The sequence below is a fragment of the Kribbella sp. NPDC058245 genome (assembly GCF_042882005.1).
GTDB lineage: Bacteria > Actinomycetota > Actinomycetes > Propionibacteriales > Kribbellaceae > Kribbella.
In genome coordinates, this window is the sequence record NZ_JBHVWY010000002.1 from 222,658 (window position 1) to 241,280 (window position 18,623).

Consider the following 18,623-nt stretch of genomic DNA (forward strand, 5'->3'; position numbering starts at 1 on the left):
GGTTGAAGAATGTGCGCCGAGGCCTGACCCGGTGACGGGGTCATCGCGCTACGCGGTCGGCTTTACTCGGTCGGGGAGGTGAACGCCAGGTGGCCGCAGAACACGTCGCACCCGAGGCACTCCGGGTAGTGCTGGCCGACGCCCATCCGGTGATCCGCAGCGGCCTCCGTGCCGTCCTCCAGGCGATCCCGGATGTCGCCGTCGCCGCCGAGGCGGAGTCGTTCGGTGACACCGTCCGGGCCGTGCTGATGTATCGCCCGGACGTCGTCGTGCTGGACCTCGACCTCGGCCGCCGTACCGTGACCGAGATCCTCCGCTCCGCTCCCCACACGCGGGTGCTGGTCTTCACGATGACGGACGAGGACGAGTCGGTCGTCGCCGCGCTGCAGGCCGGCGCGTTGGGCTATGTGCTCAAGGATGCACCGCACGACAGCATCCTGCGAGCGATCCGCGGTGTCGCGGCCGGTGAGGCAGTCCTGGGTCCAACAGTCGCCCGGCGACTCAGCAGTCTGGTCGGCTGCGTCGTACCGGACGCTGGTCGGCTCTCTGGCCTCACCGGCCGCGAGCACGACGTACTGGCGCTGGTGGCGGAGGGCCTGGCGAACTCGGCCATCGCGCAGCGGCTCGGGCTGGCACCGAAGACGATCAGCAACCACCTGTCGTCGATCTTCGCCAAGCTCGGCGTCAGTTCGCGGGCCGAAGCCGCCGTCCGGGCTCGTCGCGAGGGTCTGCGCTGACGTACGCCGACGCCTGCAGTTCGTACAGGTCCGCGTAGAGGCCACCACGCGCCAGCAGCTCGGTGTGACTCCCCTGCTCGACGATGCGGCCATGCGCCAGTACGACGATGACGTCGGCCTGGCGGACGTTGACGAGCCGGTGCGTGATCAGGATCTTGGTCCGGCCGGAGCCGATCCGTCGCAGCGACTCGAACGCGGCCTGCTCGGCTCGCGCATCCATGGCGGCCGTCGGCTCGTCGGCAACCAGGATCGGTGCGTCGCGGTAGAGCCCACGGGCCAGTCCGATGCGCTGCCACTGCCCACCGGACAGGTCGCGGCCGGACTTGAACTCCCGGGACAGCACAGTGTCCCCACCGGCCGGCAGCTCGGCGATCACTGCGTCGGCACCGGAGGCTGCGAGCGCTGGGTCCAGGTCGGTGGGCGAGTCCAGCCTGCCGATCCGGACGTTGTCGTACGCCGACATCGGCCAGCGGGCGGGTTCCTGCGCGACGATCGCGATCCGGTCGTGCACGGTCTGCGCGTCCACGGTCGCGAGGTCCACGCCGTTCCAGCACACCCGCCCTGCGGTCGGTGCGTACAGACCGGTGAGCAGCTTGGCCAGCGTGGTCTTGCCCGAACCGTTCTCACCGACCAGTGCGACCGTCTGGCCTTTGCGGATGACCAGGTCGAGGTCTCGGAGCGCTGGTTCGAGCTGACCGGGGTAGGTGAAGCTGACCGCCTCCAGACTGATCCGTCGCGGGTCACGTGGCGCAGCTCTCCCAGTCATTGGTGTCGTGTGCTGACGGGTCTGCACCAGCAGGGTGCTGTAAAGCTCTATATACAAGGAGTTCTCGTAGATCTGGGTGACACCGGCCATCGAGTTCGACAGTGCGGTCCCGGCCAGCCGCATCGCCATCACAGCAGTTCCGGCGAGGGCGAGTGGCAGCCAAGCGCCGTACAGCATCAGACCGAGTACGCCGAAGCCGATCGCCGTACCGAGACCGGCAACGGCCCGTCCAACCAGGTTGACGCCCGACTTGGCCAGCTCGACCCGCTGCCCCTCCGCGGTGAGCCGCGTGCTGATCCGGAGGTACTCGGTCAGTAGCGCGGGCCCGGCCGTGCAGGCCCGCATCTCGGCAGCTGTCGGTCGTCCGGTGAGCAGTCCACTAGCGATCGACTGCCGGCGACGCAGCGACACCATGCGCAGGTACGAGCGGTACTGCAGCTGCACCGCTCGCGCAGACGCCAACACCTCCGGTACGACGGCCAGTACGACGAGTGGCGCGAGTAGCGGATGCAGCAGTCCAGCGGTGATCACCGCGGCTACTAACTGGATCAGTGACTTGGTCAGATCGGCGACGCCGCGCACGCTGATCTCGATACTGCGAATGCCGCGCTCCTGGCCCTGCCGGAGCAGGTCGACGTACTCGCTGTCCTCAAAGGCGATCAGTGCGACGTCAGCAACTGCCCTGTGCAGCTCATGCTGTGCTGCCTGTTCGATCCTCGGTCGCAGCGCGGCCTGGGCCGCTGAGCCTAACGCATCAAGCACTGCTCGGCCCGAGAGCAGCAGAACGAGCTGGAGGATCGCGGGCAGTGCGGACGTGAGCCGCGCTGGCGTGGGACCCGCGGCCAGCAGCGCCGTGAGCACATCGGCCGTCGCCAGCAATCCGAACGCAGCCACGCACCCTGCGGCCAGCTGGAGGATCAGCACCGCCAGCGTCAGCCGACGCGACGCCTGCCAAGCCAGCGAGCCGACAAGGCGGACAGCGCCCGGCAACGAGCGCAGTGCTGTCCGCAGTCCACTACCTGCGGCCTGCTGACCGATCTGCAACCAGTCCGGTGCCGTGACCTCGTCGACGCCGACCAGCGGTCGCGTCACCGCGGCCGCCACGGCGCCCGGGCCAGACTCTCCCGCGTCCGCACCAAGAGCCCACGCACCCGCTGCTCCGGCGGATGACCGCATCCCAGCAGCCGGTTGCAGTGCATGTGCACGTAGCTCTGCGCGAGCGTGTCTTTGTCCAGCTCTGCCAGCTGAGGCGCAAGGCCTGCGATCCGCTCAGACCACAGGTCCATTGCCGGCTGCACTGTCGCGGGCAACCAGTCCGGATCGCCCAGCACCGCTCGCAACGCGTTCTGCTCCTTGCGGAACTCATCCGACGTCGCCTTGCGATCCTGCAGTCCCAGCTGGCTTAGCACCCGCCGCTGGTCTTCGTCGTACCCGAGCGCACCCAAGAGCGAGTCAACCGTGTAGACGCCCAGCAACGACATGTCGAGGTTCCGGCGCTGCCGCAGCAACTCTGCGACCAGCTCACTGTCCGCATGGAACAGCTGCTCGGCCAACGCCATCCCCACCGGACCGCCGTACCGCTCGACCTCCTGCTCATACGTGTCGAGCGCGAACCTCTTGCAGTACCCGGCTTCCACCAGCTCGGCGCCCCACCGCAGCACCCGCTCCACGTCCGGCTGCCGATACCACCGCACGCGCAGATGTGGGTCGGGATCGACATACCGCATGAAGAACCACGAGTCCGCCCCGAAGTCGCTGAGCGCCTGCGCGATCAGGTCATCCTCGTACGCCGGGACGTGGTACAGCTTGGCGAACAACCAGTCGCTCCCCGGCGGATACACCCGTCGCACGGTCTCGGTACGTCGTACCGGCGCGCGCCGTGCTGGACGCCGTACCGGCTTGTCGAGGACCAGCGGCACCACCAGCTCGCTGAAGTAGTTGCCGTCCGGCCCGGTGACCCAAGCATCGCCAGGTGCCGGCAGCGCCTCGTGCAGCACGGCCTGCTCACGGACCTGGGTCCGCAGCTGATCGACATGCGCCGGATTGTCGAGGTCAAGCAGCAGCCGGTTGTCCGACACAGCCAGGTACACGTACCGCGGAAGGTGCCAGCGCTCGCGCCAGGCCACGAAGTCGGTCAGATCAGCAGGCTCTACCCGCCACATCGCGGGTGACAGCACCAGGCGGCCGCGCTGCACCCTAGGCAGGAATGCGAAGTCGGTCGCAGGTCCCCAGGTGAAGCCGAGGTTCACCAACCGGGCATCGTGGAAGACGTGCTCCAGGAAGCGCACGATCTCCGGCGAGCCGGAGGTGTTCAGCATGTGCCCGGCGCACGGCACGACCTCTCGGCCGTCCACCGCCCAGCGGAGCACGAACCGATCGCCACTGAGACCGACGACCAGCTCGTCCGGTGGCAGCTGGTGGTCACCGGGGGTGGTGGTCAGAGCGATCTCGCGTTCGCGGACCAGCGGCCGGATGGTGACGTTGGCCGTCCGCACGTGGCGGGCGAGGTAGCTCACCTCGGCGTGCAGCACATCCGGGTTCACCTCGGCCTCGGCGGCAGCAGCCGCCCGCAGTGGCTCGTCGCCGACCAGGTCGGCGAAGCGGCCGAGTACGCGGCCGGCCGCACCACCGCCGACGTTCGGTCCGACCAGCAGCCGGAAGTCACCGGCATCCAACGCGGCGGCCGAGCCCGCGACCACGAAGACCGACAGGTCAAGTGAATCGGGCGCCTGCCGTGATCCGACGGTCAGTTTGTCGAGGGTCGCGTCGTCGAGCTCCACCGCGGTCCGGCCGTCCTGCAGCGCATCGAGTGCGAGGTCGACCAGCGTCCTGTTGCGCAGCTTCTGCTCGTCGGTCGGCTCGCGACGCTCCGGCTGCTGTGGTGCGCCGAGGCCGCGGTCCGGGTCGAGGAGCTCGAGCAACGGCACCTCGCGATCTCTGCCGTACCGGTCCTCGAACAAGGCCCGGTAGCCGTCCAAGAAGGACGTGCCGGCTGCTGACGGCGACAGTCGCGCCAGGAGCTCAGCAAGTCGGGCAGACTCCACCGCAACCTCGTGAGTGACGCGTCCCGTGAGCGGGAGAGCCATGTCGGTCTGGAACTGCGTGGCCGTCTCGCGCAGCGCCTTCGCCTTGGCAGCCAGCTTCGGGTACTCCGCAGCGGCGTGGTCGACGTCCAACCCGTCCCACTCGGCGATGTCGTCCAGCAGCTCGGTCAGGGCGGTCGCCTCCGCCCGCGCGGCAGGTACGGACGCGAGCCGGTCGGCGACGTACCGAGCTGGGTCGGGGATCGTGACCGGTGGACGCAGATCAGTCAGCAGCACGGTCTGCTCCCAGAGCTGCTGCAGCAGGCCTTCCACCTTCACCCGTGGTGCGCCGTTGGCAGCGAGCGCGTCGACCAGGTCGTTGTACGGAACAGGCGTGCGCGCGGCTTCGAGCACGGCCCGCACCACCGGCGTTGCGCGCAGGTTCACCGCGCGACCGGCTTCAGCGGGATCGGTCAGGACAGCTCGTTCGCTGAGGAACAGCCGGTCCGCGTGCAGGCTGGCCGCGGGGTTGGCGAACCAGCGCAGTCCGGCGCGGACATCCGGCTTCTGCTCCAGCTCGGCGATCAGCTCGATCAGCCAGCCCATGTCCGGCCGCGTCCGGATCTGTGCGGGCTCGGCGGTCAGCGCCAAGTCCGTCGTCTCACCCCACTGCGCCACTCCAACTCCGGCAAACGTCCCGTACGGCGTCGGTCGCGTCGACATGCGGATGAGATAGCGCTGCAGGCTGCTGCGCATCCGCCGCAACGCTTTCTCGGTGCGGGGCGGTTCGGTCAGCGCCCGCGAAAGGTCGCCGGCGCCGACCGCCAGTGCGCGCTGAATTCGGGGATCCGCCGGCAGTTCAGTGCCCGGCGCAACGGCCGTCGGCGGGTCAAGGAACGCCTCGACCGGCAGTAGCGGCGTACGCACCATCACCCAGTCCAACGGCCGAAACATGCGGCTCCCCTCAGCTCAGCGGTAGTTGACTGTCACCGAAACGGTCAGCAGTACTTCGATGTCGTGCACCGGACGGGTGCGGTCTCCGGCGGGTACCGCTCGTCCTCCCGCGCGTCCAGCGAGATCTCCTGCAGCCGAATATCAAGGTCGAAATCGTCGATCGTTGCCGTAGGCATCTTCATTCCCTTTCGATTGATTCCCACCAGCGCGGGGGTGCGCTGGTCAGCTCAGCAGCAGTACGTGGTCCCAGGACGGCTCGACCGGAGTGCTCGCAGCCAGCAACGCCAGTGCGACGCCGGCCGCGCCGTCCAGCAGACCGCCATGCTCACGCATCTCACCGGTCGCCGACTTTCGCGAGTAGTAGCCAGTGGCTATCTCCGGTCGGTACAGGTCAAGCACCCGCTCGGTCAGCTCGACAGCCGCCTCGGTGAACAGCGGCTCGTCCGTGTCGTTCGCGAACCGCACCATGATCTGCAGCAGGCCCGCGACGCCGTGGCAGAGTCCAGGTGAGTCCCCGGTCAGCCGCGCCGACCACGGCCGGCGATGCACTGCGGCCATCGCCTCGATCGCGAGCTGCCGCAACTTGTCGTCGCCGATCGCCTTACCTGCCAGGAACAGTGACCGCGCCACTCCGGGGCTGCCGTAGCACCACGCAGCCTGGGCCGGTCCCTCCCCTGACCCGTCACGCGTGACACACGCCGGCCAGTTCACACCCCACTCGTCGTCAACCCGCTGCGCGACCAGCCACTCGGCAGTTCGCGCGATCGCCTCTGTTTGCCGAGGGACGACGTACCCGTGGGAGAGGGCGATCGACAGGACCGCCAGTGGTCCCGGGATGCCGTGGGCGAGACCGCAGTTGTAGATGCCGTTCTCGTACCACTCGGCGATGGAGGTGTCCTTGCGGATTGCGTCCGGCGGGGTGAACCAGTTGGGCTCGTCCGGGCCGGAGTCGCACAACGCCACCAGCCCGGCCAGCTCCGGCCGGTCACGCAGCATGAGGTAGCGCTCCAAGCCGGCTAGGCCGCAGATGACGTCGAACGCTTCATAAGGTTGGTTGGCTGGTGAGCGGACGAACTCCGTGGACTGCTCGGCCGTCGCCGTCGCGATCCGGTCATCGAGGGTCGCCAGCAGACCGCCGTACCGGGTGCCCTCACGGGACAGGTATGCGGCTGTGGTCGCGATGCCGCCGATTCCGACGAACAGTCCGGGGTGATTCCGGCCGGCGGTCTCGAGGCCGCGGACTGCGGCGGTCAGTGCCTCATGTGCGTGCCGATCCCAGCCTGCGTCGGGAACGGTCCGGTCCAGCTGACCGAACAGCAACGCCTGCCCGGCCGAGCCGTCCAGCCCCGGCTCGGTCTCGGTCCGAACGCTCAGCCGCTCTGCCACCTCGAGCGCTCGCTCGGTCGCCGACCGAGCGAGTTCCCCGGACACCACTGACCGCCACGGTGGCATCAGCAGAAGTCCGAGGTGCAGCGCCTCGACGTGGTGGTGCAGTTGAGCTCGATAGTGGCCGGCGGGAACTTCTCGCCCTGTGCGTCCAGGCTCTGCAGCCGGATGTCGAGGTCGAAGTCGTCCATAGTTGCGGTAGGCATCGTTTCTCCTCCGGTCAGCAGTCGCCGGTCGGCTTGCAGTCGATCGGGCAGGTCCAGTCGGAGCAGCAAGGCTCCGAGTCCGGCCGGGTGCCGGACAGGAAGGGCTGGTCGATCCGCGGCCGGCCGATCGGTCCGAGCTGAATGTCCAGGTCGTAGTCGTCGAGCGTTGCGGTAGGCACGAAGGTCCTCCTGGTGGGTGAGCTGTTCTCCTCACCCTGAGGTCTTCCCAGCCCGGGACGACAGAGTCCCGGACCGGGAGAACCCGGGAAATCCTCCCTGGTCAGTCGAAGCAGCAGAAGTCGGTGCAGCAGGGATCGCTCCACGACCTGCTGGTCCGTGGCGGGATTGTCACGGACTCCACGCTGCGACTGCCGTCGTACGGCGTCAGCCGGATGTCGAGGTCGAACTCGTCGACCGAGGTTGTCGGCACGTGATCCTCCGGACGCTCAGTCGGTGCAGCAGCTGTCGCTGCAGCAGACGCCGTCCGACCACGGCCGGGTCGTGTGCACGGTCACCGCCCTGGGCACCGCCTGCGTGTCCAGCGGCCCGAGCCGGATGTCGAGATCGAACTCGTCAATGGTTGCTGTCGTCATGGTGATCTCCTGGGCCGGTTCAGCAGAGCGACGTGGGGTCGCAGAAGTCGGAGCAGCAGATGGCGTCCGACCACGGGCGGCTCGTGCGGGCAGTGGGCTCGAACTCGCTGTTGGCGGTCGGCCCGAGCTGGATGTCGAGATCGAAGTCGTCAACGGTTCCGGTGGACATAACGGTCCCCCTCCTGTGGGTGGCTGTTCTGCTGACCAGCCTGTGGCCGTGCTGTACCAGGACGACAGGGACGTCCGCCGGGAAGAACCGGGAAATGCTCCCGGCAACGGCAAAGGCCGCCTGCTGTGATCAGCAGACGGCCTTTGGGGTGGTGCGTGATTACTCGAACGACTCCGGGGACGGGCAGGAGCAGATCAGGTTGCGGTCGCCGTAGGCGCCGTCGATGCGGCGGACCGGCGGCCAGTACTTCGAGGCGCGGTCGACCGACTGCGGGAAGGCGGCCTCTTCGCGGGTGTAGGCGTGCTCCCACTTGTCGTTGATGACCGAGGCGGCGGTGTGCGGGGCGTTGACCAGCGGGTTGTCGTCGGCCGGCCACTCCCCTGCCGCGACCCGGTCGATCTCGTGCTTGATCGCGATCATCGCGTCGCAGAAGCGGTCCAGCTCGCCGAGGTCTTCGGACTCGGTGGGCTCGACCATCAGCGTGCCCGCGACCGGGAACGACATCGTCGGCGCGTGGAAGCCGTAGTCGACCAGGCGCTTCGCGACGTCGTCGACGCTGATGCCCGTCTCCTTGGTCATCGGCCGCAGGTCCAGGATGCACTCGTGTGCGACCAGGCCGTTCTCACCGGTGTAGAGGACCGGGAAGGCGCCCTCAAGCCGCTTGGCGACATAGTTCGCCGTCAGTACGGCGGCCTTGGTCGCGGCGGTCAGACCCTCGCCACCCATCATCCGGATGTAGGCCCACGAGATCGCCAGGACACCGGCAGAACCGAAGGGAGCCGCGCTGATCGGGCCGACGCCGGACTCGGGGCCGGCCTGGTCGAGCAGCGGGTGGTTCGGCAGGTACGGCGCGAGGTGCGCGGCGACCGCGACCGGGCCGACGCCCGGACCGCCACCGCCGTGCGGGATGCAGAAGGTCTTGTGCAGGTTCAGGTGGCTGACGTCGCCGCCGAACTGACCCGGCTTCGCGAGCCCGAGCAACGCGTTCAGGTTCGCCCCGTCGACGTACACCTGGCCGCCGTGCTCGTGGACGATCCGGCAGACCTCGGTCACGCTCTCCTCGTACACCCCGTGGGTGGACGGGTAGGTGATCATGATCGCGGCCAGCTTCTCCGCGTGCTCGGTGGTCTTGGCGCGCAGGTCGTCCAGGTCGATCGTGCCGTCATCGTTGCCCTTGACAACAACAACCTTCATCCCGGCCATCACGGCCGACGCAGCGTTCGTTCCGTGAGCGCTGGAAGGGATCAGGCAGACGTTGCGGTCCCCGTTGCCCTGGGCCCGGTGGTACCCGCGGATCGCGAGCAGCCCGGCGAGCTCACCCTGTGAGCCGGCGTTCGGCTGGATGGACACCTTCGCGTACCCGGTGACCTCGGCCAGCCAGCGCTCCAGCTGACCGATCAGCTTCACGTATCCGGCGGCGTCCTCGATCGGCGCCAGCGGGTGCATGTCGGCGAACTCCGGCCAGGTGACCGCTTCCATCTCGGTGGTCGCGTTCAGCTTCATCGTGCAGGAGCCGAGCGGGATCATGCCGCGGTCGAGCGCGTAGTCCTTGTCGGACAGCTTGCGCAGGTAGCGCAGCATCGACGTCTCGGACCGATGCGTGTTGAAGACGGGGTGCGTCAGGTACTCCGAGCTCCGCGGTACGGCGACCTCGGGCGCGGCCAGCGTGTCGTCGTACTGGACTCCGAAGGACTGGCAGACCCGGGTCAGCGCGGCGGCGTCGGTCTTCTCGTCACAGGAGATGCCGACGTGGTCGGCGTCGACCTGGCGCAGCCAGATGCCGTTCTGCCGGGCAGCGTCGACGACGTCGGCGGCCGCGCCGGGGACGCGGGCCAGCACGGTGTCGAAGAAGTCGCCGTGCACGACCTCGACGCCACCGGCGCGCAGCGACGCGGCCAGCTTGCCCGCGTAGTCGTGCACGCGGCCGGCGATAGCCTTTAGCCCATCCGGTCCGTGGTAAACGGCGTACATGGAGGCGACCACGGCCAGCAGGACCTGCGCCGTACAGATGTTGGAGGTCGCCTTCTCGCGACGGATGTGCTGCTCACGGGTCTGCAAGGCGAGCCGGTACGCCGGAGCGCCGTCCGCGTCGACCGAGACGCCGACGAGCCGGCCGGGCAGTGACCGCTCGAGACCGGCGCGGACCGAGATGAAGCCGGCGTGCGGACCGCCGTAGAAGAGCGGGACGCCGAAGCGCTGCGAGGAACCGATCACGATGTCGGCCCCGGCCTCACCCGGCGCCTCGAGCAGCGTCAGCGCGAGCAGGTCGGAGGCGACCGCGACCAGCGTCTCGCGCTCGTGCGCGGCGGTGATCAGCGGCTTGAGGTCGCGGACGGCACCGCCGGAGCCCGGGTACTGCACCAGGAAGCCGAAGAAGTCGCCCTCGGGCAGACCGCCGGTGGTGTCGGCGACGACCACCTCGATGTCCAGTGCCTCAGCGCGCGTCTGCACCACGGCGATCGTCTGCGCGAAGGTGTCCGCGTCGACGAGGAAGCGGTTCGACTTGCTCTTGCGGTTGGAGCGGTGGGCGAGCGTCATCGCCTCGGCGGCCGCGGTGCCCTCGTCGAGCAGCGACGCGTTCGCGGTCGGCAGACCGGTCAGGTCGGAGACCACGGTCTGGAAGTTCAGCAGCGCCTCGAGCCGGCCCTGGGAGATCTCCGGCTGGTACGGCGTGTAGGCCGTGTACCAGGCCGGGTTCTCGACCAGCCGGCGGACGATCACCGACGGCGTGAAGGTGCCGTAGTAGCCCTGGCCGATCATCGAGGTGGCGACGTTGTTGCGGGCCGCGAGCTGGCGCAGCTCGGTCAGCGCGTCGACCTCGGAGGCCGGCTCCGGCAGCCGCAGCGGCTCGGTAGACCGGATCGAGGCCGGTACGGCGGCATCCGCGAGCGCGTCGACATCGGCGTACCCGAGGAGTTCGACCATCCGCGCGACCTCGTCCGGGCGGGGCCCGATGTGCCGGTCGGCGAAGATTGCTGAAATTTCCGTCATCAAAGAGGCTCCGTTGCTGGCTGTAGCTTCCGGGGGCCTCCCCCTCTGTCACGCACGAGCGCACGCTTCAGAGTCGCCTATCGCACCCGGTCCATGGGCCTGAGAGGTTCCGGGGAGGAATTGCCCCTTCGGCGCCCGGTTTGCACGGGTCTCTCCCGAGTGCGGTGAACAGCTAGGTAGAGGGTACCTCAGCCGGTCATGCGGGCCCGGCGGCGGGCAGCGAGCTCGTCGCTCGCGTGGTTCTCGCCGTCGCCCTCACCGTGACCGTCGGCACGCTCGGTCGGCAGCTCGGACAGCGAGCCCTCGACCTCCCGCCAGACACCGCCGAGCGCGATGCCGAAGACGCCCTGGCCACCGGCCAGCAGGTCGATGACCTCGTCCGGCGAGGTGCACATGTAGACCGACGCGCCGTCGCTCATCAGCGTGATCTGGGTCAGGTCGTCGATGCCGCGCTTGCTCAGGTGGGCGATCGCGGTCCGGATCTGCTGCAGCGAGATCCCGGCGTCGAGAAGACGCTTGATCACCTTCAGCAACAGGACGTCACGGAAACCGTACAACCGCTGCGTACCCGAGCCGGTCGCCGGACGCACCGACGGCGAGACCAGGCCGGTGCGGGCCCAGTAGTCGAGCTGGCGGTAGGTGATCCCGGCCGCGGCGCAGGCCGTCGGTCCACGGAACCCGACATCCTCCGGCATCGGCCGCAGGTCGTCGTCGAACAGCAAGCCCTGGACGCCGGCCGCGGCGACCGCCTCGGCGCGTGCTTCGGACGTCGACTGCGCCGTCAGATCCGTGTCGCCGGTGCGTGTCACGCCTGAGCCTCCCTGGATACCTACTGGAACGAGTCACCTCCGTGGAGTAACTGCACCCCACAACTCCTTCACGGTAAGCCGCCGACCTGAGAGGGTCAACGACAACCGCTCCGAGCCGAATGCGTGTCGCGGCTCCCGCCCGAATCGTTACCTTCCCGGTCTTGCCTGGTTCAGGCGCCCAGAACCGGTTCAGCTCTTGTCGAAGTCCTCGGGGGTGATCTGGTCGAGGAACTCGCGGAAGCGCTCGACCTCCTCCTCTTCCTGGACCTCGTCGACGGCTCCGGACTCACTCTCCGGCACCGGGATCCCGGCCTCGGCGAGGATCTCGTCGGCGCAGAACACCGGCGTACCGGTCCGCAGCGCGATCGCGATCGAGTCCGACGGGCGGGCCGAGATCTCGGTCTTGTCGTCGAAGACCAGGATCGCCTCGAAGACGCCGTCGGTCAGGTTCACGATCCGGACCTGGGTGAGCGTGTGCCCGAGCACCCGGATCGTCTCCGCGAACAGGTCGTGGGTCAGCGGCCGGGGCGGCTCCATCCCCTGCTGGGCGAACGCGATCGCACTCGCCTCGGCCGCCCCGATCCAGATCGGCAGGTACCGCTCGCCGCCGACCTCCTTGAGCAGCACGATGGGCTGACTCGAGGGCATCTCGACCCGGACTCCGACTACGTCGACTTCGCGCACAAGTTCACCCTACTCCGCGCCGGTCAGCGCGGCAGCCGGGATCTCACCAGTGCCGTGTGCAACCGCACAGTCAGCGCCGCCAGCTCCTGGGTCTGATCGGTACGGCGGGGTCCGGTCACCTGCTCGATCAGCCCCACCTCGCGGTCGGCCGCGGTCCGGAACGGCCGCAGGTGCCGCGGCTCGATCCCGTACGTCGCGAGCTCGGCCGCCACCTGGGCGACCACGATCGCGTCCCCGCCGAAATGCTTGCCCTCGGCCACGATCAGGCCGTGACTCTCCAGTTCGGCGAGCAACGCCGTACTGACTCCGGCCGCGGCGCAGAGCTCCGCCCTGGTCAGCCGGAGATCGGTGCCGGTGGCACCGAAGTCGTCGGCGGCCGGCCCCGCGGCCGGCGTACTGGGAGCGATCGGCGGTCCACCCGCGGCCGGGCGCAGTCCGCGGTCGAGGGCACCGAGGTGCTCCTTGATGACCTTCAGCGGCAGGTACTGGTCGCGTTGTGCGGTCAGCACGTAGCGCAGCCGCTCGACATCGCCCGCGCTGAACTTGCGGTAGCCCGACGCGGTGCGCGCCGGTGTCACCAGCCCCTCGGCCTCGAGGAAACGGATCTTGGAGATGGTGACATCGGTGAACTCGGCCTGCAGCAGCTGCAGGACCTCGCCGATCGACAGCTCAGGCTTGGCCACTGGCGTAGTAGACGAGCCGGTACTTGCCGATCTGGACCTCGTCGCCGTTGCTCAGCTGGACCTCGTCGATCCGGTCCCGGTTCACGTAGGTGCCGTTCAGGCTGCCGACGTCACGGACCTTCACGCCGTACGCGTCGCGGCGGAACTCGGCGTGCCGGCGCGAGACCGTCACGTCGTCGAGGAAGATGTCGCTGTCCGGGTGCCGCCCGGCGGTGACCACGTCGACGTCGAGCAGGAACCGGCTGCCCGCGTTCGGGCCGCGCTGGACGATCAGCAGGGCCGACCCGGCCGGCAGCGCACCGACCGCGGCCTGGTCGTCGGCCGACAGCGGCTCGCCCTGGTCGAAGCGCTCGGTCTCCGGCTCGGCGCTGATCGGCGTCAGCATCGCGGTGTCCGTCACACCAGGCGTCGGCGTCGGCGTCGCGGCGGCCGGCCGATCCGCCCCAGGGAGCAGCGCTCCGCACTGCGAGCAGAAGCGGCTGCCCTCGGAGTTCTCGTGCCCGCACTGGTTGCAGAACGGCATGCTGTGATCCTCCCGATCGCCGTTAGGCGACGTTGTTTTCGTAGACCCCGTGATGACAAGTGTGGACCCGGGCCCCAACCCTCGACCAGCGGTTGAGGTCCGGTAAACCTATCAGTGCGTACCTAGCTCGGGTCGAGCTGGCCCTGGTAGGTCTCGGCGTCCATCAGCGCCTCGACCTCGGCGATGTCGTCGACCTCGATGTCGAGCAGCCAGCCCTCGCCGTACGGGTCGGTGTTGACCAGGTCGGGCTGATCGGCCAGGGCCTCGTTCACCGCGCGCACGGTGCCGTTCACCGGAGCGAACAGATCGCTCACACTCTTGGTCGACTCCAGCTCACCGCAGGAGTCACCGGCGCGCACCGCGCTGCCGACCTCGGGCAGCTGGACATACACGATGTCGCCGAGCGCGTCCTGCGCGAAGTCGGTGATACCGATCCGCACCGGAGCGTCCTCGTTGGCCTTCACCCATTCGTGCTCGGCCGTGTACTTCAGGTCTTCGGGGTACACCGTCGTTCCTCTTTCTCGAAGGAATTACTTGGTCGGGCTGGGCGCCGGGCGAGCGTAGCGATGCTCCTCCTGCGCGTGCAAGGCGGTGATGGAGACGCTGAGTTCCTCGTTCACGTCCGCCGTACCGCCGATCTGGGGACCGGTCACCTCACTGACCAGACCACCAGGAAAGTTGGACGCCTCGGCCAGGCTGTGCGAGTCGCCGATCGCCTCGATCACGTACGGCGAGTTCACCTTCGTGCCGTCGATCTGGATGCCGGGGGCGTCGTCGACGAAGTCCGTACTGGCCACGACCCGCGCCGTACCGTTGATCTGGATCGCCTCGGCGCCGGCGTCGCGCAGCTCCTCGATCGCGTCGAGCAGGTTGCTGGAAGTCATCTTGCCCTGCGGATCGTTCAGCGTGATCCGGACCCCGGGACCCCGGGCGGGCAGCGTGCCGGCCAGGATGCCGAGCGTCCGGATCTGGGCGTCGGCCTGCTCCTGAGCGGTCTTCGCCTTGTTGGCGCTGGAGGACAGCGTGTTCTTGCGCTCCTCCAGCTCGGCGATCTCGCTCTCCAGGCGCCGGGTGTTCTGGCCGAGGCCGTCGAGGATCGCGATCAGGTCCTCGCGGCGCGCGTTCTGGTAGCCGTCGTCGGCCCGGTTCACCCGGACCTGGACGACCGCGGTCGCGGCGACGAGGGCGAGGACCACGGCCACGATCGCCTGACCGCGGGACGGCTTGAAGCCGGCCTTCAGCCGCCGGAGGGCGAGGTTCGGGGTGCGCGGCTTCTTCGCGGACGGCATCGGCGTCGGTTCCACCGGGTGCGCCTGCTCGAGAGGCTCCGGTTGCGGACGCGGCTCCGGCTTGGTGACCGGTGGGTCGAAGCGCGGCGGCTTGGCGTGCTCGGACTTCGGGCGGCGCGCGGGATCGTCCGGCGTACCGGCCGTCTTCTCCTCGGCGGGCTTCGGGGTATCGGCGGGCTTCGGGGCGTCGGCCGGCTTTGAGGCGTCGGTGGGTTTGCCGTCGGCGCTCCACCAGCTGGCGACGACCGTCGGCTGGTCGTCCGCGGCGGACTTGTCGGGCTCCGGGACGTCCGGCTTCTCGTCACTCATGTCAGGCCCGGAAGATGTGCCGGCGGATGGCCGCCATGTTGGTGAAGATCCGGATGCCCAGGACGACGACCACGCCGGTGGACAGCTGCGAGCCGACGCCGAGCTGGTCGCCCAGGTAGACGATCAGCGCCGCGATCAGCACGTTGGACACGAACGACACGACGAACACCTTGTCGTCGAAGATCCCGTCCAGGAACGCCCGCAGGGCGCCGAACACCGCGTCCAGCGCCGCGACCACCGCGATCGGCAGGTAGGGCTGGGCCCACTCCGGTACGTCGGGCGCCAGCAGCAGCCCGAGCACCACACCGATGACCAGTCCCAGTACGGCGATCATTTCCCGATCACCTTCGCGTATCGCAGCGCGATGGTCGCGTCCGCCGGCACCAGCAAGGAATCCTCCGTCGTGATCGTCTTCCGGACATCGAAGTTGCTGACCAGGTACTGCACCCACTGGCCCCCTGAGCTCTGCGCGAACCGGGCCTCGAGCGTCCCGGTGTCGCCGATCGCCAGCACCGTGTACGGCGGCGTCAGCGACACGTAGTCGACCGTGATCGCACTGCCCGCACTACGGATCGCGGTCATCGCGGTGAGCCGGTGACCGTTCACCGAGACCGCCTCCGCACCGGCCGTCCACAGCCCGTTGACGAGCTGCTGGAGGTCGACGTCGAGCAGCCGGCCCTCCTTGTCCGCGTCCTTGGCGTCGTCGACGACGACCTTGACTCCCGGGCCGGTCACCGCGACCGCCCCGGTCTGCAGCTCGAGATCATCGAGCTGCTGCTGGAGCGCCGTACCGTCGCTGTCGCTGCCCAGTCCCTCGGCCTGCAGCCGGCGGACCTCGTCGGCGAGCTGGGTCTGGTCGGTGCGCAGCCCGGACAGCCGGTCGTCGGCCTGGTTGATCCGGGTGATCAGCTCCTTGCGCTGCTTCTCCGCCTCCGGCGCGGCCTGGTAGTTCTGCGCCGCCGCGACCGCGAGCAGGAAGCCGAGCACCAGGGCCGCGACCGTCAGCATCACCCGGTGCCGCACCCGGGCCGGCTTGCCGTCCTGCTGCGGCCGGCTCCGGGCGGCAACGGCGTACCCCTCGTCGATCGGGTGCGCCATCAGGTTGTTCAGCAGCGACATCGACGCGTCGACCCGCCGCGGCGGTGCTGGTTTGGTCGCGGGCTCGGTCACTGGCTACCGGGCCTTGTCGATCGGTTTCACTGTCTGGATCAGATGCCGCAGCTGCTCGAAGTAGAGCACTCCGGCCCAGTAGTAGAGCGCCGTACCCCAGATGGCGAAGGCCCAGCCGAAGACGCGGGCCAGCAGGTTCAGCGTGCTGTCGCCGTCACCGAGCAGCAGCAGCGGGAACGCGTAGAGCAGGCAGAAGGTCGCCGACTTGCCGAGGAAGTGCACCGGCAACGCGTTGAAGCCACGGCGATGCAGCGCCGGCAGCGTGAACGTGAGCAACAGGTCACGCAGCGGCAGCGCGATCGCCAGCCACCACGGAATGATGTCGCGCAGCGCCAGCCCGAGCACCGTGGCGAAGATGTACAGCCGGTCGGCCACCGGGTCGAGCATCTGCCCGAGCCGGGTGGTCTGGTTCATCCGCCGCGCGATCTGGCCGTCGGCCCAGTCCGTGAACCCGGAGATCGCCAGCACGAGCAACGCCCAGCCGTCCTCCTTGGGTCCCAGGATCAGCCACAGGAACAGCGGCACACCCAGCAACCTGAGGAAGCTGAGCGCGTTCGGGATCGTGAGCACCCGGTCGGACACTTCCAAGTCCGGCACGCGCCCCCTCCTCTCTCACCCCTTGGCTCTATCGTTTGGATAGGCGGTCGTAACTGTACTTGGGGCCATGGCCCGGGCCATGGCCGGACACCCTCTACACCTGAACGTCTCGGCGGGTCACCCGCTATGGGTGCTGCGAACCGGTAATCCGATCGATACTGGACCGTGTCTAAGTTCCTGGTACTCATCTACGGCAATCCGGAATCCCGCGCGGTGTGGGACGGCCTGAGTGACGAGCAGAAGCGTGAGGGCATGGCCGGGTACGCCGCCCTGCACGAGGCCCTCGCCGAACGGGACGAGCTCCTCGCCTCCGAGTCCTTGGCTCCACCGGCCGCGACCAAGCAGGTGCTGGTCCGCGACGGCAAGCCATTCACCACGGACGGTCCGTTCGCTGAGGTGAAAGAGCAGCTGGCCGGCTTCTATCTCCTCGACTGCGAGTCGATGGAGCGGGCGGCCGAGATCGTCGCGCTGATCCCGGAGGCGCCGTACAGCGTGGTCGAGGTGCGGCCGGTGCGCGATCTTTCGGCGTACCGATGACTTCGTTGGAGGAGGTGCTGCGTGCGGAGGCACCGCGGGTGCTGAGTGCGCTGACACGCCGGTACGGCGATTTCGACGCCTGCGAGGACGCGGTTCAGGAGGCGTTGCTCGCGGCATCGATGCAGTGGCCTTCCGATGGTCTGCCGGACAATCCGCGGAGCTGGCTGATCACGGTCGCGTCCCGGCGGCGGATCGAGGTGCTGCGGTCGGAGGCAGCTCGGGTACGGCGTGAGTCGGTGACTGGTGAGGTGGCGCCCGACTCGGTGTCGTCGGTCGACGACTCACTCACGCTGCTGATGCTGTGCTGTCATCCGGACCTGACCACGCAGTCCCAGGTCGCCCTCACCCTGCGCGCGGTCGGCGGCCTGACCACCAGCGAGATCGCCCGGGCGTTTCTGGTGCCGGAGGCAACCATCGGCCAGCGGATCAGCAGGGCGAAGGCCAAACTGCAGGACGCCCGGTTCGCCCTGCCCCCGGCCGACGAGCTGCCGGCCCGACTGACCGCCGTACTGCATGTGCTCTATCTGATCTTCAACGAGGGCTACACCGCGTCCTCCGGGGATTCCCTGCACCGCGTCGAGCTCAGCACCGAGGCCATCCGGCTCACCCGGCAACTCCACGCGCAACTACCGGCCGAAGGTGAAGTCGCCGGTTTGTTGGCGTTGATGCTCCTCACCGACGCCCGCCGCCCGGCCCGCACCACCCCCGACGGCCACCTCGTCCCCCTCCCCGACCAGGACCGCTCCCGCTGGAACCGCGAGGCCATTGCCGAGGGCACCGACCTGATCACCACCACCCTCGCCACTGCGCCGGTCGGCACCTACCAACTCCAGGCCGCCATCGCCGCCGTCCACGACGAGGCCCTCCAGTCCGACGCCACCGACTGGCGCCAGATCCTGATGCTCTACGAACTCCTCGAGTCCACCGCCCCCGGCCCCATGGTCACCCTCAACCGCATAGTCGCCGTAGCCATGGTCCACGGCCCCACCGCCGGCCTGACGCTGCTGGACGACCTCGACCCCGCTCTGACCGACCATCACCGCCTGGCCGCCGTCCGGGCCCACCTCCACGAGCTAGCCGGCGACAGGGCAGCCGCTCGCGAGTGCTACCTCGTGGCCGCCCGCCTCACCCAGAGCACCCCCGAACAGCACTACCTCCAGTCCCGAGCCGAAGCTCTGACCAACCCGAGCACCTGAA

22 protein-coding genes and 1 riboswitch are annotated in these 18,623 nt (G+C 68.8%); of the genes, 4 read left to right on the forward strand and 18 right to left on the reverse strand.

The window, feature by feature from the left end:
• The first annotated feature begins 89 nt into the window (after positions 1-89).
• Positions 90-737: a LuxR C-terminal-related transcriptional regulator gene (locus ACFVWG_RS04530; RefSeq protein ID WP_391541737.1), complete on the forward strand. Its 648-nt coding sequence runs from the start codon at positions 90-92 to the stop codon at positions 735-737.
• Here ACFVWG_RS04530 and ACFVWG_RS04535 read toward each other — a convergent pair.
• From ACFVWG_RS04535 to ACFVWG_RS04560, 6 genes are read right to left on the reverse strand one after another with little or no spacing between them, the layout of a single operon-like run.
• Positions 685-2,595, reverse strand: a complete 1,911-nt coding sequence (locus tag ACFVWG_RS04535; RefSeq protein ID WP_391541738.1) for an ABC transporter ATP-binding protein — start codon at positions 2,593-2,595, stop codon at positions 685-687. The two genes, ACFVWG_RS04530 and ACFVWG_RS04535, sit on opposite strands and share 53 nt — an antisense overlap.
• A complete protein-coding gene (locus tag ACFVWG_RS04540; protein WP_391541739.1) occupies positions 2,592-5,480 on the reverse strand; it encodes a lantibiotic dehydratase in 2,889 nt (962 codons plus the stop codon). The genes ACFVWG_RS04535 and ACFVWG_RS04540 overlap by 4 nt, the downstream gene beginning before the upstream one ends.
• 44 nt (positions 5,481-5,524) lie before the next feature.
• Complete coding sequence (locus ACFVWG_RS04545; RefSeq protein ID WP_391541740.1) at positions 5,525-5,656, reverse strand: hypothetical protein; 132 nt, start codon at positions 5,654-5,656, stop codon at positions 5,525-5,527.
• A 46-nt stretch (positions 5,657-5,702) separates the two neighbouring features.
• Complete coding sequence (locus ACFVWG_RS04550; RefSeq protein WP_391541741.1) at positions 5,703-6,911, reverse strand: lanthionine synthetase C family protein; 1,209 nt, start codon at positions 6,909-6,911, stop codon at positions 5,703-5,705.
• Positions 6,912-6,931: 20 nt separating this feature from the next.
• Positions 6,932-7,072, reverse strand: coding sequence for an FDLD family class I lanthipeptide (locus ACFVWG_RS04555; RefSeq protein ID WP_391541742.1), 141 nt, complete (start codon positions 7,070-7,072; stop codon positions 6,932-6,934).
• A 14-nt stretch (positions 7,073-7,086) separates the two neighbouring features.
• A complete protein-coding gene (locus tag ACFVWG_RS04560) occupies positions 7,087-7,251 on the reverse strand; it encodes a hypothetical protein (protein WP_391541743.1) in 165 nt (54 codons plus the stop codon).
• A gap of 123 nt (positions 7,252-7,374) precedes the next feature.
• On the opposite strand from ACFVWG_RS04560, the gene ACFVWG_RS04565 reads away from it, so the two are divergent.
• Positions 7,375-7,506 (forward strand): hypothetical protein, encoded by a 132-nt coding sequence (locus tag ACFVWG_RS04565; protein WP_391541744.1) that lies wholly within the window; start codon positions 7,375-7,377, stop codon positions 7,504-7,506.
• Between the two features lie 12 nt (positions 7,507-7,518).
• On the opposite strand, the gene ACFVWG_RS04570 is transcribed toward ACFVWG_RS04565, so the two are convergent.
• The 12 genes from ACFVWG_RS04570 to ACFVWG_RS04625 form a co-directional block, all read right to left on the reverse strand.
• Positions 7,519-7,665 carry a hypothetical protein gene (locus tag ACFVWG_RS04570; RefSeq protein ID WP_391541745.1) on the reverse strand — a complete coding sequence of 49 codons (147 nt, stop codon included), beginning with the start codon at positions 7,663-7,665 and terminating at the stop codon, positions 7,519-7,521.
• Positions 7,666-7,684: 19 nt separating this feature from the next.
• Complete coding sequence (locus ACFVWG_RS04575; protein WP_391541746.1) at positions 7,685-7,834, reverse strand: hypothetical protein; 150 nt, start codon at positions 7,832-7,834, stop codon at positions 7,685-7,687.
• 159 nt (positions 7,835-7,993) lie between these two features.
• Positions 7,994-10,825, reverse strand: coding sequence for an aminomethyl-transferring glycine dehydrogenase (gcvP, locus tag ACFVWG_RS04580; RefSeq protein WP_391541747.1), 2,832 nt, complete (start codon positions 10,823-10,825; stop codon positions 7,994-7,996).
• Between the two features lie 77 nt (positions 10,826-10,902).
• Positions 10,903-10,993: riboswitch (glycine riboswitch) on the reverse strand.
• Positions 10,994-11,013: 20 nt separating this feature from the next.
• A complete protein-coding gene (locus tag ACFVWG_RS04585) occupies positions 11,014-11,634 on the reverse strand; it encodes a MerR family transcriptional regulator (protein WP_391541748.1) in 621 nt (206 codons plus the stop codon).
• A gap of 189 nt (positions 11,635-11,823) precedes the next feature.
• Positions 11,824-12,318 carry a bifunctional nuclease family protein gene (locus tag ACFVWG_RS04590; RefSeq protein WP_391541749.1) on the reverse strand — a complete coding sequence of 165 codons (495 nt, stop codon included), beginning with the start codon at positions 12,316-12,318 and terminating at the stop codon, positions 11,824-11,826.
• A 23-nt stretch (positions 12,319-12,341) separates the two neighbouring features.
• Positions 12,342-13,001 (reverse strand): MerR family transcriptional regulator, encoded by a 660-nt coding sequence (locus ACFVWG_RS04595; protein ID WP_391541750.1) that lies wholly within the window; start codon positions 12,999-13,001, stop codon positions 12,342-12,344.
• Entirely contained in the window at positions 12,988-13,524 is a 537-nt protein-coding gene (locus tag ACFVWG_RS04600; protein ID WP_391541751.1) for an FHA domain-containing protein, read from the reverse strand. The genes ACFVWG_RS04595 and ACFVWG_RS04600 overlap by 14 nt, the downstream gene beginning before the upstream one ends.
• A 122-nt stretch (positions 13,525-13,646) precedes the next feature.
• Positions 13,647-14,030, reverse strand: a complete 384-nt coding sequence (gene gcvH, locus ACFVWG_RS04605; RefSeq protein WP_391541752.1) for a glycine cleavage system protein GcvH — start codon at positions 14,028-14,030, stop codon at positions 13,647-13,649.
• A 24-nt stretch (positions 14,031-14,054) separates the two neighbouring features.
• Positions 14,055-15,122 carry a DUF881 domain-containing protein gene (locus ACFVWG_RS04610; RefSeq protein WP_391541753.1) on the reverse strand — a complete coding sequence of 356 codons (1,068 nt, stop codon included), beginning with the start codon at positions 15,120-15,122 and terminating at the stop codon, positions 14,055-14,057.
• 1 nt (position 15,123) lies between these two features.
• A complete protein-coding gene (locus ACFVWG_RS04615) occupies positions 15,124-15,456 on the reverse strand; it encodes a small basic family protein (protein WP_391541754.1) in 333 nt (110 codons plus the stop codon).
• A complete protein-coding gene (locus ACFVWG_RS04620) occupies positions 15,453-16,292 on the reverse strand; it encodes a DUF881 domain-containing protein (protein WP_391541755.1) in 840 nt (279 codons plus the stop codon). Before ACFVWG_RS04620 ends, ACFVWG_RS04615 begins: the two co-directional genes overlap by 4 nt.
• A 3-nt stretch (positions 16,293-16,295) precedes the next feature.
• Entirely contained in the window at positions 16,296-16,889 is a 594-nt protein-coding gene (locus tag ACFVWG_RS04625) for a CDP-alcohol phosphatidyltransferase family protein (protein ID WP_391541756.1), read from the reverse strand.
• A gap of 165 nt (positions 16,890-17,054) precedes the next feature.
• Between ACFVWG_RS04625 and ACFVWG_RS04630 the strand changes: the two genes are divergently transcribed.
• Positions 17,055-17,426 carry a YciI family protein gene (locus ACFVWG_RS04630; RefSeq protein WP_391541757.1) on the forward strand — a complete coding sequence of 124 codons (372 nt, stop codon included), beginning with the start codon at positions 17,055-17,057 and terminating at the stop codon, positions 17,424-17,426.
• Entirely contained in the window at positions 17,423-18,622 is a 1,200-nt protein-coding gene (locus ACFVWG_RS04635; RefSeq protein WP_391541758.1) for an RNA polymerase sigma factor, read from the forward strand. The genes ACFVWG_RS04630 and ACFVWG_RS04635 overlap by 4 nt, the downstream gene beginning before the upstream one ends.
• Position 18,623: the final 1 nt, after the last annotated feature.

Excerpts from the sequence above, each read along its gene's own strand:
- ACFVWG_RS04540 (WP_391541739.1), bottom strand. The coding sequence starts at position 5,480 with ATGTTTCGGCCGTTGGACTGGGTGATGGTGCGTACGCCGCTACTGCCG.
- ACFVWG_RS04545 (WP_391541740.1), bottom strand. The coding sequence starts at position 5,656 with ATGCCTACGGCAACGATCGACGATTTCGACCTTGATATTCGGCTGCAG.
- ACFVWG_RS04555 (WP_391541742.1), bottom strand. The coding sequence starts at position 7,072 with ATGCCTACCGCAACTATGGACGACTTCGACCTCGACATCCGGCTGCAG.
- ACFVWG_RS04570 (WP_391541745.1), bottom strand. The coding sequence starts at position 7,665 with ATGACGACAGCAACCATTGACGAGTTCGATCTCGACATCCGGCTCGGG.
- ACFVWG_RS04575 (WP_391541746.1), bottom strand. The coding sequence starts at position 7,834 with ATGTCCACCGGAACCGTTGACGACTTCGATCTCGACATCCAGCTCGGG.
- gcvP (WP_391541747.1), bottom strand. The coding sequence starts at position 10,825 with ATGACGGAAATTTCAGCAATCTTCGCCGACCGGCACATCGGGCCCCGC.
- ACFVWG_RS04600 (WP_391541751.1), bottom strand. The coding sequence starts at position 13,524 with ATGCCGTTCTGCAACCAGTGCGGGCACGAGAACTCCGAGGGCAGCCGC.
- ACFVWG_RS04610 (WP_391541753.1), bottom strand. The coding sequence starts at position 15,122 with ATGAGTGACGAGAAGCCGGACGTCCCGGAGCCCGACAAGTCCGCCGCG.
- ACFVWG_RS04615 (WP_391541754.1), bottom strand. The coding sequence starts at position 15,456 with ATGATCGCCGTACTGGGACTGGTCATCGGTGTGGTGCTCGGGCTGCTG.
- ACFVWG_RS04635 (WP_391541758.1), top strand. The coding sequence starts at position 17,423 with ATGACTTCGTTGGAGGAGGTGCTGCGTGCGGAGGCACCGCGGGTGCTG.